This window comes from Streptomyces sp. NPDC059900 (genome assembly GCF_050270335.1).
In the GTDB taxonomy this organism is placed as follows: Bacteria; Actinomycetota; Actinomycetes; order Streptomycetales; family Streptomycetaceae; genus Streptomyces.
The window spans coordinates 1-12221 of sequence record NZ_JBNNJZ010000234.1 but is presented as its reverse complement, the minus strand read 5'-3'; the positions used below and the strand labels follow the sequence as shown (position 1 = coordinate 12221).

The window sequence follows — 12221 nt, the reverse complement described above, 5'->3', positions numbered from 1 at the left end:
TCGTGACACTTCATGATCATGTAAATATGGTGTGCAGAGGGACCTGAAAAGGGACGCAAAGAAGCCGCCGGGGCATCGGCGGCCCCGGCGGCTTGCGTGACGTGCGACGGCGGTCGGACCGCCGTGTCGTCGGAGGTCAGACCGCCATGTTGTCGGCGAGCTCCTCGCTCAGATTGGACTCCGTACCCGGAATCCCCAGGTCCTGCGCGCGCTTGTCGGCCATGGCGAGCAGCCGGCGGATACGGCCCGCGACCGCGTCCTTCGTGAGCGCAGGCTCGGCGAGCGCGCCCAGCTCCTCCAGGGAGGCCTGCTTGTGCTCCATGCGCAGCCGTCCGGCCGCCGCCAGGTGCTCGGGGACCTCGTCGGCGAGGATCTCCAGGGCCCGCTGCACCCGGGCGCCCGCGGCGACCGCCGCGCGGGCCGAGCGGCGCAGGTTCGCGTCGTCGAAGTTGGCCAGGCGGTTGGCGGTGGCCCGCACCTCGCGGCGCATCCGCCGCTCCTCCCAGGCGAGCACGGACTCGTGCGCGCCGAGCCGGGTGAGCAGGGCGCCGATCGCGTCACCGTCCCGGACGACGACACGGTCCACGCCGCGCACCTCACGGGCCTTGGCCGCGATCTGGAGCCTGCGCGCCGCGCCGACCAGGGCGAGCGCCGCCTCCGGGCCAGGGCAGGTCACCTCGAGCGATGAGGAGCGCCCCGGCTCGGTCAGCGAGCCGTGCGCCAAAAACGCCCCGCGCCAGGCGGCCTCGGCGTCACAGGTGGCCCCCGAGACCACCTGTGGCGGCAGGCCCCTGATGGGACGGCCGCGGCCGTCGACGAGGCCCGTCTGCCGGGCCAGCTGATCGCCGCCCGCCACGACCCGCACGACATAGCGCGAGCCGCGCCGCAGTCCGCCCGGGGCCATCACGATCAGCTCCGAGCTGTGCCCGAAGATCTCCAGGATGTCCCGCTTCAGCCGCCGTGCGGCCATCGCCGTGTCCAGCTCCGCCTCGATCACGATGCGGCCGCTCACCAGGTGAAGGCCGCCCGCGAACCGCAGGATGGCCGAGACCTCCGCCTTTCTGCAGCAGGTCCGGGTGACGGGAAGCCGGGAGATCTCGTCCTTCACCGCTGCCGTCATCGCCATGGGCCGATCCTTCCATGCATCCGAAAAATACGGTCGTACGCGGTGGCCAGGAGCTCCGGATCGTGCCTCGGAGTGCCGTCTTGCCTGGCCACCGGCGCCAGCTCGACCGTGGCGCCGAGCCGCTTGGCGGCATCGGTCAGTGACTCACGGTCGGGCACGGCGGCGTCGTCGGCCAGCACCACGTCCAGGGCGAGTTTAGGGGCGTGTCGGGCCAAAACCTCCAAATGACGCTGCGGAGAGAACCCATCGGTTTCACCGGGTTGCGGCGCGAGGTTGAGCGAGAGCACCTTGCGGGCCTTCGTCTGGACGAGCGCGTCGAGCAGTTCGGGGACCAGGAGATGCGGGATCACGGAGGAGAACCAGGAGCCGGGGCCGAGCACCACCCAGTCCGCGTCGAGCACGGCGGCGACCGCCTCGGGGACGGCTGGCGGGTCGTGCGGGACCACGTGCACGGACTGCACCTCGCCGGGCGTGAGCGCGACCGTGGCCTGCCCGCGCACGGTGTCCACCTCGTCCGGACGGTCCGGGTCGTGCCCCTTGACCAGCGCCTGGAGCTCCAGCGGGACCGCGGACATGGGCAGCACGCGCCCGTGCGCGCCGAGCAGCTTGCCCACCAGGTCCAGCGCCTGGACGTGGTCGCCGAGCTGCTCCCACAGGGCGACGATCAAGAGATTGCCGACCGCGTGTTCGTGCAGGTCGCCCTTGGACTGGAAGCGGTGCTGGATGACGCGGGCCCACGTCTGGCCCCAGTCGTCGTCGCCGCACAGGGCCGCGAGCGCCTTGCGCAGGTCGCCGGGCGGCAGGACGCCCAGTTCGTCGCGGAGCCGCCCGCTGGAGCCGCCGTCGTCGGCGACGGTGACCACGGCGGTGAGGTCGCCGGTGATGCGGCGCAGTCCGGCGAGCGAGGCGGACAGGCCCATCCCGCCGCCGAGCGCCACGACCTTGGGCTGGGTGCCCCGCTTGCGGCCCAGACGGTTCAGCCGCAGGGAAGCCTTCACTCTCGCCCCATGTCCCGGTGGACGATGACGGTCTCCACTCCCTCGGACACGAGACGGGCCGCGAGCTTCTCCGACATGGCGACGGAGCGGTGCTTGCCGCCCGTGCAGCCGACCGCGATCGTCACGTAACGCTTGCCCTCGCGGCGGTAGCCCGCGGCGATGAGCTGGAGCAGCTCGGCGTACCGGTCGAGGAACTCCTTGGCGCCCGGCTGGTTGAAGACGTAGCCGGAGACCTCTTCGTTGAGCCCCGTGAAGGGACGCAGCTCCGGCACCCAGTGCGGATTGGGCAGGAAGCGGCAGTCCACGACGAGGTCCGCGTCGACCGGCAGGCCGTACTTGTAGCCGAACGACATGACCGTCGCCCGCAGCTCGGGCTCCTCGTCGCCCGCGAACTGGGCGTCCATCTTGGCGCGCAGCTCGTGCACGTTCAGGCTGGAGGTGTCGATCACCAGGTCGGCGTCGCCGCGCAGCTCGCGCAGGAGCTCGCGCTCGGCCGCGATGCCGTCCACGATCCGGCCGTCGCCCTGCAGCGGGTGCGGACGGCGGACCGACTCGAAGCGGCGCACCAGGGCGTCGTCCGAGGACTCCAGGAAAACGATCCGCCGGGTGACGTGCTTGGCCTCCAGGTCCGCGAGGGACTGGCGCAGATTGTCGAAGAAGCGGCGACCGCGGACGTCGACGACGACCGCGATGCGGGCGACGTTCCCCTGCGAGCGCGCGCCGAGCTCCACCATGGTGGGGATCAGCGCGGGCGGCAGGTTGTCGACGACGAACCAGCCGAGGTCCTCCAGACACTTCGCCGCGGTGCTGCGCCCCGCTCCCGACATACCGGAGATGATCACCAGCTCGGGGATCGCCGTCTCCGCGGCCTCACCCGGTGTGATGGTGCTGCCCGTACTCACTTGTTCGCCGCCTTCGTCGTGCTCGGTCATGGCTCCTGCCCCCGTCGTTCTTCCGAGGTGCCCGCGGACACGGACTCCTCGCCATCGCTGGAGGCTCCCGCGCCCGCGGGCTCCTCGTCTTCAATGATCTCTCCGGTCGCCGTGTTCACGGCGGGTCCGGCAGGAACCGCTCCGGCCAGGGCCGCGACGATCGACTCGGCCGTCTTGCGGCCTATGCCCGGAACCTCGCAGATCTGGTCGATTGTCGCGGATCGCAGCCTCTTCACCGAACCGAAGTGCTTGATCAGCGTCTGCTTGCGCGCGTCGCCGAGGCCCGGCACGGCATCCAGCGGTCCGGCCTTGAAACGCTTGGCCCGCTTGGTGCGCTGGTAGGTGATCGCGAAGCGGTGCGCCTCGTCGCGGACCCGCTGGAGAAGGTACAGGCCTTCGCTGGTGCGCGGCAGGATCACCGGGTCGTCGTCGCCCGGCACCCAGACCTCTTCGAGGCGCTTGGCCAGGCCGCAGACCGCGATGTCGTCGATGCCGAGCTCGTCCAGGGCGCGCTGGGCCGCGGCGACCTGCGGCTGGCCGCCGTCCACGACGACGAGCTGGGGCGGGTAGGCGAAGCGCTTGGGGCGGCCGTCCTCCTCGGTCAGGGCGCTGACCTCGCCGTTCGCGGAGCCATTCGCAGATCCGTTCGCAGGTCCGTTCGCCGTGCCGTCGGCTGCTCCGTCCGCCTCCGTGCCCGCCGTCCCGGCTGCCTCCTCGGGGTCCCACTCCCCCGTCTGCTGCTTGTCGGAGAGGTAGCGCCTGAAGCGGCGCGTGAGGACCTCGTGCATGGAGCGGACGTCGTCCTGGCCCTCGAAGCCCTTGATCTGGAAGCGGCGGTATTCACTCTTGCGTGCGAGGCCGTCCTCGAACACGACCATCGAGGCCACCACGTCGTCGCCCTGGAGATGCGAGATGTCGTAGCACTCGATGCGCAGCGGGGCGCTGTCGAGGTCGAGCGCTTCGGCGATCTCCTCCAGGGCGCGGGAGCGGGTCGTGAGATCGGACGCGCGCTTGGTCTTGTGCAGCACGAGCGACTGCTGGGCGTTGCGCGCCACGGTCTCCATCAGCGCCTTCTTGTCGCCGCGCTGCGGGATGCGCAGCGAGACGTTCGAACCGCGGCGCTCGGTCAGCCACTCCTGGACGGGCTCCACGGGTTCGGGCAGCGCGGGGACGAGCACTTCCTTGGGTACGGAATCACCGCTCTCCTCTCCGTACAGCTGCTGGAGAGCGTGTTCGACGAGGTCACCGCTGGTGACCGCTTCGACCTTGTCGGTGACCCAGCCGCGCTGACCGCGCACCCGGCCGCCGCGGACGTGGAAGATCTGGACGGCCGCTTCGAGCTCGTCCTCGGCGAGGGCGATGAGGTCGGCGTCCGTGGCGTCGGCGAGGACGACGGCGCTCTTCTCCATGGCCTTCTTGAGGGCGCCCACGTCGTCACGCAGGCGGGCCGCCTTCTCGTACTCCATGTCCTCCGCGGCGTCCGCCATCTGCCGCTCGACGCGGCGGATGTACGTGTTCGTGCGGCCCGTCATGAAGTCGCAGAAGTCCTCGGCGAGTTCGCGGTGCTCCTCGCGCGTGACCCGCTCCACGCAGGGCGCGGCGCACTTGCCGATGTAGCCGAGGAGGCAGGGACGGCCGGTGCGCTCGGCGTTCTTGAAGACGCCGGCGGAGCAGGTGCGGACGGGAAAGACCCGCAGGAGGAGGTCGACGGTGTCGCGGATCGCCCACGCGTGGCCGTACGGCCCGAAGTAGCGGACGCCCTTCTTCTTCTGGCCGCGCATCACCTGCACGCGCGGGAACTCTTCGTTCATCGTCACCGCGAGGTACGGATAGCTCTTGTCGTCGCGGTACTTGACGTTGAACCGGGGGTCGAACTCCTTGATCCACGAATATTCGAGCTGGAGCGCCTCGACCTCGGTGGAGACCACCGTCCACTCGACGGAGGCGGCCGTCGTGACCATCGTGGCCGTACGCGGATGCAGATTGGTGATGTCCTGGAAGTAGCTCGCCAGGCGCTGGCGCAGACTTTTCGCCTTGCCCACGTAGATCACCCGGCGGTGCTCGTCGCGGAACCGATAGACCCCCGGCGAGTCGGGGATCTGTCCCGGCTTGGGGCGGTAGCTGGAGGGGTCTGCCATGCTCCACACCCTACTGGCGGGGGCTGACAGTCAGGGGCGTGAGGGGTGCCGTCTCCCGAGCGACTCCCGACCGGCTCCCGGCCGGTCTTCGACCTGCTCCCGGCCGGCCGGCCCCCCGCCCTTCGCCTCCTCTCCTCCCCTCCCGGCAGCCCACCCGCCCTGAAAGGGCGGGTGGGTGGGGAACCCCGGCCGGAGGCCGGGCAGGGTCAGCCGCGCTGCCGGACGCGACGCCGCAGGACAGCCGCCCCGGAGAGGCCGAGGGCGAGCAGGGCCCCTGCCCGGGCCACGGAGGAGGCGACCGTGACGGGGCCGTCGGCCGAAGCGGAAGCCGAAGCCGGGGCCGGAGCGGGGGCCGGAGCCGCCGGGGGCTCCCCGGCCCGCTCCTTCGGGGCGAAGCCGCCCGCCTTGCCGGACTCCGCGTAAGCCGACCCCGGCAGCTTGTCCGCGTACGCGTCACGCACACGCCGCTGATAGGCGGCGACCGAGACGCCGCCCCGGCCCACGGCACGCACGGCGTCCGCGTCCAGCGGCAGCACCCGGCCCCGCCCCTGCACGTACCAGGCGTTGATCTGCGGCTCGTGGAAGACGGTGCCTCCGGGGAGCTTGTCGGCGCCCACGCGCGCGTAGTGCGTCTCGTCGTCCCCGGTGGCGATGTTCACGACCTCCCAGGAACCTCCCTGTTTCACCGTCCACAGAGAGGCTTCCTGCCCGTCGGAGGAGACCGCCTTGCTGGCGAGGAACTCCACACGGGCGATCGGCGCGCCCTTCTTGCCGGCGACGAAGTCCGGGGAGAGATAGCGCACGGGCACGGCTTCGCCCGCCACGCGCGGGTCGGCGGCGGCCTTGCTGACGGCCCCCTCCCGCGCGAAGAAACGGGAGAGCGTGTCGAGCGTCCCGGGAGCACTGGCGACGTCGTGGGCCGCCTCACGGGAGGCTGCCGAAGGCCCGGAGTCGGCGGAGGCGTAGGGCGCCGCGAACCCGAGCAGCAGGGTGGCCGCCGAGCCGGCCAGCACGGCCCTCAGCAGAGGGCGGGGAAGGGAAGGAGACAAGGGCAGGGAGAGGTGACGGGTCATCGCGCTCACGCCCCGATCCGGTACAGCGAGTGGGTCCAGGAGAAGGTGTTGTTGTTGACGTACCAGCTGTGCGAGGCCCAGTTGTAGCGGTCGCTGGAGGGCCACGGGTCGCCCCAGTAGACCCAGCTGCTCGCATCGTCGTATCCGTAGAGGACATGCATGTGGCCGCCGCCGTTCGACCACTGGATGCGCGTCTCGACCGGGCGGCCCGCGTTGATCTCGGCCTGCACGGTCGGGTAGCGCAGCCAGCCGCTGACGTACGAGCCGGGGTTGATGCCCGCCCAGTCCAGGCCGTTCTGCACGTCGCCGAGCGTGGCCTGCGAATTGGGGCACTCGGAGCTCTGGCTGCGCCCGAAGGCGGCGTTGCAGAACTGGTTCTGGCTGTAGTTCCTGCCGTAGAAGGCGGCGATCGTGTTCCCGGCCGCGGCCCAGCACCAGTTGGTCTTCTGCTGGGCCTGCATCGTGATGTTCAGGCGCTTGGCGGCGAGGAGGGAGGGGGCGTCCGCTTCCGTGCCTCGTACGGAAACGGACGGGGAGCTGTCGGGGGCGGCCGCGGCGGTGGCCGTGGCCGCCGGCGCGGTCACCAGGGCCGCCGCCACGAGGGCGAGCGCGGACAACCGTCTGCGTCTGCCGTACCTGCTGCTTCTTCTATGGCGCATCGCGTTCCTCCCGAGCGGGGGGTGGGGTGGTGGAGGAGCGCGTCCGGACGCTGCGATTGAGCATCAAGTGTTGTCGGGTGCAGGTCAACAAGGTTCAATGCGGGATTACTTGGGCCGTGAACGGCGGCGTACGGATGTGAACACCCTCGTACGCCCACCTGGTGGCCCGCTCCGACCGGCGCGTATGCCCGGACGGCCGATGTGAATGTTCACAGAAGGGCCTTGCGATGGCGCACGGCACGATGCGGCACGGCACACAGCCGGCGGACGGCGCGCCCGCGGACCTGGAGACCGCCCTGCGCACCGGCCCTTTCCACGTGGCCTTGCGGGCCGCGATCGCCGCCCGGCGCCTTCCCCTGCAACGCGTACGGCATCATCTCGCGCGGCAGGGCGTCAACGTCGGGGTGACCAGTCTGAGTTACTGGCAGCAGGGCGCGCGGCGCCCGCAGCGCACGGAGTCGCTGCGGGCCGTGCGCGCCCTGGAGGAGATCCTCGATCTGCCGGAGGAGTCGCTGATCCGGCTCCTCGCCAAGCCGTCCGACCACCCCGACTGCGAACGCCCCGCCGCCCGCTCCTACCGCTCCCTGCTCGACGCGTCCGACGTGCTCCAGGAGCTGATCGCCGGGCTCGGGTCACCGCTCGACGGCGGTCTGCACACCGTCGGCCACCACGAGCGGGTGCGGATCGGCGGGCGCCGCGAGCTGCTCGGCCGCGATTCGCAGCACGTCGTGCGCGCCCACCGGGACGCCGTGGACCGCTACCTCGCGATCTACCACGGCGACCCCGGCTGCGTACCGGAACGCGTCGCCGTCCACGCCCTGGAGAACTGCCGCACCGGACGCGTGCGGTGGCACCACGAGACGGGGGTGCTCGTCGCCGAACTGCTCTTCGACGCACGCCTGCGCGCGGGCGACACGCATCTGTTCCGCTACGGCTTCGAGGACGGCACGGCCGGGGCGGCCACCGAGTACTTCCGGGGGTTCACCTTCGCGGGCGGGCAGTACGCGCTCCAGGTGCGCTTCGACGAGGGCGCACTGCCCGTACGGTGCCACCGCTTCGCCCAGCATTCGGCCGCCGCACCGCGCGGCAGGCGCCAGGAGCTGACGCTGAGCGGCAGCCACCGGTCGGTGCACCTCGTGGAGCCGCAGGTGCGGGCGGGGATCCTGGGGATCGCCTGGGACTGGGAGTGAGCACTCACCCCACTCACCCCGCTCACCCCGCTCACCCCGCTCACCCCGCTCACCCCGCTCACCCCGCTCACCCCGCTCACCCCGCGACGATCTTGCCGTCCTCCACCTTCACCGGCAGCTCCGAGAGCGGGTTGACGGCCGGGTCGTGCAGCACCTTGCCGTTCGTGGCGTCGAACTGGCTGCCGTGGCAGGGGCAGATCAGCTTGTGCCCCTCCAGCTTGTTGATGGGGCACTTGGCGTGCGTGCAGATCGTGCTGAACGCCTTGTACTCGTCGTCCGAGATGCGGCTCACGACCACGTTCTCGTCCGTGTAGAGCTTCGACGCGCCCACCTTCACGTCGTCCGCCGCGCCGAGATCCGTCGGAGCGGTCGGCGCCGAACGGCTGGACCCGCCGCCGTCGCCGCCGGACGAGCAGGCCGTGATCCCCAGACCGGCGGCCGGGACGATGGCTGCGGCGCGCAGCACGGTGCGGCGGGCAGGGGGCGGCGTGCCGGGCATGGAATCTCCACAGGTCAGGCGCTTCGGTGACGGATCAGACCATACCGGTGGGGGGTCGCGTGCCCGCGTTGGGCGCGGCCGTGCCCGAGTGCCGCCCGTGTCGGGCCCGGGCCGCGGGAAAGCCCTAGCCTGTGCCGGAAGCCGGGGAACACGACCGCACCAGCGCGCCGGCAAGCCCACGACCGCAGGCCGCGACCGCAGAGCCGAGAGGAACCACCCGTGATAGTCGTCGCCGGAGAGGCCCTGATCGACCTCGTCCCGCAGGATGCCGCCGGTACCGGGAGCACCGGTGCCAAAAGCGCCGGTGGCGGCACCGGTCTTCCGGCGCTCGCCCCGCGGCTCGGCGGCGGTCCCTACAACACCGCGGTGGCCCTCGGTCGACTGCTCACCCCCGTCGCCTTCTGGTCCCGTATCTCGACGGACGCGTTCGGCGAGGCACTGATCGACGGGCTGCGGTCCGCGCGTGTGGACGTGTCGTACGTCCAGCGGGGCCCCGAGCCGACGACGCTCGCGGTCGCCTCGATCGGCGCGGACGGCTCCGCCGGTTACTCCTTCTACGTCGAGGGCACGGCGGACCGGCTCTTCACCGCCCCCGAGCGGCTGCCCGACGACGTACGCGCGATGTCCTTCGGCACGTGCTCGCTCGTCCTCGAACCGGGCGCGAGCGCGTACGAGGAGCTGATGCGGCGGGCGGCGGCGCGGAGCATCTGCACGACGCTCGACCCCAACATCCGGGCGGGTCTGATCCCGGACGCGGACGCCTACCGGGCCCGGTTCAAGAGCTGGCTGCCGTCGGTCTCGCTGCTCAAGCTCTCGGAGGACGACGCAAGCTGGCTCGGCGGCACGCCCCGCGAATGGCTCGCGTCCGGACCCGGCGCGGTGGTGATCACGCGTGGCGGCGAGGGCCTGACCGTCTTCACGCGGGAGGGCGGGGAGTATTCGGTGCCGGGCGAGCGGGTCGACGTGGTGGACACGATCGGCGCGGGCGACACGGTCAACGCGGCCCTGCTGCACGCGCTCGGCGTGCGGGAGGCGCTGTCCGCGGATGCCGTCGCCGGACTCGGCGCGGACAACTGGTCCCAGATCCTGGACTTCGCGGCGCGCACGGCCGCCATCACCGTGTCCCGCGCGGGAGCGGAACCGCCGTACGCGGCGGAGCTGTAGTGAGACCGCCCGTGGGCCTGTCCGCCGGTCCGTCAGCCGGTGACCGCGCGCAGGCCCCCGGGCTTGCGGCCGTTGAGGCGGTCGAGCGCGGCCGATGAGGCTTCGTCGGCGGGCAGGTGGACGACCAGGCGCTGGCCGTCGGCATCGGGCAGCGTCAGCGTCTCGTACGACAGGCGCAGCGCACCGGCCTCCGGGTGCGTCAGACGTTCGACGCCGCTGTTCCGGGGCAGCCCCGGAACGGCCGCCATGCGGTCGGCGAACGGTGCCCCGGCGATGACGGTCAGCTCGTCGGCGAATGCCTCGGCATGCGGGTCGGTGAGCATGGACTGGGCCTGGAACGAGGCGATCTGCGCATCGGCGACGCTGTCCCACTCGGGGTAGGCGGCGCGGGCCCGCGCGTCGGTGAACAGGAACCGGATGAGGTTCGGCCGCCCGTCGTCCAGGAGCCCGAGGGGCCCCACGATCCGCTCGTATCCCGAGGTGTACGCGAGGACGTCGCTGAGCCGGTTGAGCAGGACGGCGGGGGCGGGCTCCAGGCGGTCGACAAGCGATTGCACCGTGGGACGCACCGACCGGGAGGGCTCGCTCGCGGTCGGGCAGCAGGGATCGCCGCTCGTCTCCTTCTCCAGGCGGCGCAGGTGGAAACGTTCCTCCACGGTCAGCCGCAGGGCATCCGCGAGGGCGCCCATCACCTGCGGGGACGGGTGGCGGTCGCGGCCCTGTTCGAGTCGGGCGAGGTACTCGACGCTGACCCCCGCGAGCGTGGCGACCTCGGAGCGGCGCAGGCCCGGCGTGCGGCGCCGGGGGCCGGTGGGCAGCCCGACTTCGGCGGGCGTGACCGCTTCACGGCGGGTGCGCAGGAAGGTGCCCAGCTCGTTGTCGCTCACCGGCCGAACGTACCAGTGGCCAGCGGACCGGATCGTGGCCCTGTCACTACCAGTCTCGGCCCGGCCTTCCTCGGGCGTCGGCGGCCTCGCATCGTGGAGGGCATGACTTCTGACACCAGTGCCGCCACTGCCACGACCGCGCTTCCCCTGCCCGCCGGCGAGTGGGAGATCGACCCGTTCCACTCCGCCGTCAACTTCACCATCCGCCACCTCGGGATCTCGAAGGTGCGGGGCCGGTTCGCCGAGGTGAGTGCCGGTCTCGTGGTGGGCGAGAGCGCCGAGACCTCTTCGGTGACGGCGACCATCGCCCTGGCGTCGGTCGACACCGGCAACAAGGACCGCGACGCGCACGTCCGCGCGCCCGATCTGCTCGACGTCGAGCGCCGCCCCACCATGACGTTCCGGTCGACGCGGGTCCTCGGCAAGGAGGACGAGTGGAGCCTGGAGGGCGAGCTGACCATCGGTGACGTGACGAGGCCGGTCACCCTCGCCGTCGAGTTCGGCGGACTCCAGGCCTTCCCCGGCTCCGACCGCCGCCATGCGGGGTTCGAGGCGACGGGCGAGATCAAGCGCAGCGACTTCGGCCTCGACTTCGGCGCCGGACTGCTCGGTGACGTGGTGAAGATCCAGCTGGACATGCAGTTCCTGGAGCCGGAGGACGCGCCCGCCGAGGGCTAGTCACCGGGCGGCCGAGTGCCTCCGCCGCTGTCCGCGAAGGCCCCGTGCCGCCCCTCCCCCGCGGCGAATCTGGCCGCGCCGTCCGCCGCCCCGGTGAGGGATCGCAGGCCGTGGCGCAGTTCGCCCGCCATCGCCTCGTCCTCGGTCAGGCCGCCCTGTTCCTGTACGGAGAGCCTGTCGTTGCGCAGGCAGGTCTGGGGGAACGCGGCGATCTCGGCGGCGAGGCGTTCGGCGGCGGCGCGGGACGTGCCGGGCGGTACGGTCCGGTTGACCAGGCCCATCGCAAGGGCCTCCGCGGCGGGGACGGGGCGGCCGGTGAGCACCAGATCCATGGCCCGGCTCTCCCCGATGAGCCGGGGCAGCCGCACGGTCCCGCCGTCGATGAGCGGGACGCCCCAGCGGCGGCAGAAGACTCCGAGCACCGCGTCCTCGTCGGCGACACGCAGATCGCACCAGAGTGCGAGCTCAAGGCCTCCGGCGACGGCGTGTCCGGAGATCGCCGCGACGACGGGCTTGGACAGACGCATCCGGGTCGGCCCCATGGGCCCGTCGCCCTTCTCGGCCACCTCGTTCCCGGCCGGTGTCCCGATGGCTTTGAGGTCCGCCCCGGCACAGAAGGTGCCGCCTTCGCCCCACAGCACGGCGACCGACGCGTCGGGGTCGGCGTCGAAGGCGCGAAAGGCGTCGGCGAGGGCACGCGCGGTCGGCCCGTCGACGGCATTGCGCACGCCGGGCCGGGACAACACGATGGTGGTGACGGGACCTTCACGTTCCGTACGTACGCTCATGCCGCCCAGGCGACCATGCGAACGGGCCGCGGGGCAAAGGGGGAACCCAATTGCCCCCGCCCCGGGGAAAGCCCCCCAAAGGGGGGCGG

General features: G+C 71.9%; 12 protein-coding genes. 3 read left to right on the top strand and 9 right to left on the bottom strand.

Annotated elements, in window-relative coordinates; all coding sequences use genetic code 11:
- Nucleotides 1-136: 136 nt before the first annotated feature.
- The 6 genes from whiA to ACQKIP_RS26215 all read right to left on the bottom strand — a co-directional run bounded on the left by whiA (nt 137) and on the right by ACQKIP_RS26215 (nt 6926).
- The gene (gene whiA / locus ACQKIP_RS26240) at nt 137-1126 is read right to left on the bottom strand and encodes a DNA-binding protein WhiA (protein WP_190083252.1); all 990 of its coding nucleotides are present in this window, start codon (nt 1124-1126) and stop codon (nt 137-139) included.
- Nucleotides 1117-2124 (bottom strand): gluconeogenesis factor YvcK family protein, encoded by a 1008-nt coding sequence (locus ACQKIP_RS26235; RefSeq protein ID WP_365853112.1) that lies wholly within the window; start codon nt 2122-2124, stop codon nt 1117-1119. The genes whiA and ACQKIP_RS26235 overlap by 10 nt, the downstream gene beginning before the upstream one ends.
- A complete protein-coding gene (rapZ, locus tag ACQKIP_RS26230; protein WP_190083250.1) occupies nt 2121-3056 on the bottom strand; it encodes an RNase adapter RapZ in 936 nt (311 codons plus the stop codon). The genes ACQKIP_RS26235 and rapZ overlap by 4 nt, the downstream gene beginning before the upstream one ends.
- Complete coding sequence (gene uvrC, locus ACQKIP_RS26225) at nt 3053-5194, bottom strand: excinuclease ABC subunit UvrC (protein ID WP_365853110.1); 2142 nt, start codon at nt 5192-5194, stop codon at nt 3053-3055. Before uvrC ends, rapZ begins: the two co-directional genes overlap by 4 nt.
- Nucleotides 5195-5400: 206 nt before the next feature.
- On the bottom strand, nt 5401-6267 hold the full coding sequence (locus ACQKIP_RS26220; RefSeq protein WP_427744254.1) for a hypothetical protein: 867 nt from the start codon (nt 6265-6267) through the stop codon (nt 5401-5403).
- A gap of 5 nt (nt 6268-6272) precedes the next feature.
- Nucleotides 6273-6926, bottom strand: a complete 654-nt coding sequence (locus ACQKIP_RS26215) for a papain-like cysteine protease family protein (RefSeq protein ID WP_365853107.1) — start codon at nt 6924-6926, stop codon at nt 6273-6275.
- Nucleotides 6927-7168: 242 nt separating this feature from the next.
- Here ACQKIP_RS26215 and ACQKIP_RS26210 point away from each other — a divergent pair, with 242 nt between their 5' ends.
- Entirely contained in the window at nt 7169-8116 is a 948-nt protein-coding gene (locus tag ACQKIP_RS26210; protein WP_365853480.1) for a hypothetical protein, read from the top strand.
- Nucleotides 8117-8192: 76 nt separating this feature from the next.
- Here ACQKIP_RS26210 and ACQKIP_RS26205 read toward each other — a convergent pair whose 3' ends face one another.
- Nucleotides 8193-8615 carry a Rieske (2Fe-2S) protein gene (locus ACQKIP_RS26205; protein WP_365853105.1) on the bottom strand — a complete coding sequence of 141 codons (423 nt, stop codon included), beginning with the start codon at nt 8613-8615 and terminating at the stop codon, nt 8193-8195.
- Between the two features lie 219 nt (nt 8616-8834).
- Here ACQKIP_RS26205 and ACQKIP_RS26200 point away from each other — a divergent pair, with 219 nt between their 5' ends.
- Nucleotides 8835-9779: a carbohydrate kinase family protein gene (locus ACQKIP_RS26200; RefSeq protein ID WP_365853103.1), complete on the top strand. Its 945-nt coding sequence runs from the start codon at nt 8835-8837 to the stop codon at nt 9777-9779.
- A 32-nt stretch (nt 9780-9811) separates the two neighbouring features.
- On the opposite strand, the gene ACQKIP_RS26195 is transcribed toward ACQKIP_RS26200, so the two are convergent.
- Entirely contained in the window at nt 9812-10666 is an 855-nt protein-coding gene (locus tag ACQKIP_RS26195; protein WP_365853101.1) for a helix-turn-helix transcriptional regulator, read from the bottom strand.
- Nucleotides 10667-10768: 102 nt separating this feature from the next.
- Here ACQKIP_RS26195 and ACQKIP_RS26190 point away from each other — a divergent pair, with 102 nt between their 5' ends.
- On the top strand, nt 10769-11344 hold the full coding sequence (locus tag ACQKIP_RS26190) for a YceI family protein (RefSeq protein ID WP_365853099.1): 576 nt from the start codon (nt 10769-10771) through the stop codon (nt 11342-11344).
- Here ACQKIP_RS26190 and ACQKIP_RS26185 read toward each other — a convergent pair.
- Nucleotides 11341-12132 carry a crotonase/enoyl-CoA hydratase family protein gene (locus ACQKIP_RS26185; protein WP_365853097.1) on the bottom strand — a complete coding sequence of 264 codons (792 nt, stop codon included), beginning with the start codon at nt 12130-12132 and terminating at the stop codon, nt 11341-11343. The genes ACQKIP_RS26190 and ACQKIP_RS26185 overlap by 4 nt on opposite strands.
- Nucleotides 12133-12221: the final 89 nt, after the last annotated feature.

Coding starts and splice junctions, on each gene's coding strand:
- rapZ (WP_190083250.1), bottom strand. CDS start 3,056: ATGACCGAGCACGACGAAGGCGGCGAACAAGTGAGTACGGGCAGCACC.
- ACQKIP_RS26220 (WP_427744254.1), bottom strand. CDS start 6,267: ATGACCCGTCACCTCTCCCTGCCCTTGTCTCCTTCCCTTCCCCGCCCT.
- ACQKIP_RS26185 (WP_365853097.1), bottom strand. CDS start 12,132: ATGAGCGTACGTACGGAACGTGAAGGTCCCGTCACCACCATCGTGTTG.
- ACQKIP_RS26215 (WP_365853107.1), bottom strand. CDS start 6,926: ATGCGCCATAGAAGAAGCAGCAGGTACGGCAGACGCAGACGGTTGTCC.
- uvrC (WP_365853110.1), bottom strand. CDS start 5,194: ATGGCAGACCCCTCCAGCTACCGCCCCAAGCCGGGACAGATCCCCGAC.
- whiA (WP_190083252.1), bottom strand. CDS start 1,126: ATGGCGATGACGGCAGCGGTGAAGGACGAGATCTCCCGGCTTCCCGTC.
- ACQKIP_RS26190 (WP_365853099.1), top strand. CDS start 10,769: ATGACTTCTGACACCAGTGCCGCCACTGCCACGACCGCGCTTCCCCTG.
- ACQKIP_RS26210 (WP_365853480.1), top strand. CDS start 7,169: ATGCGGCACGGCACACAGCCGGCGGACGGCGCGCCCGCGGACCTGGAG.
- ACQKIP_RS26205 (WP_365853105.1), bottom strand. CDS start 8,615: ATGCCCGGCACGCCGCCCCCTGCCCGCCGCACCGTGCTGCGCGCCGCA.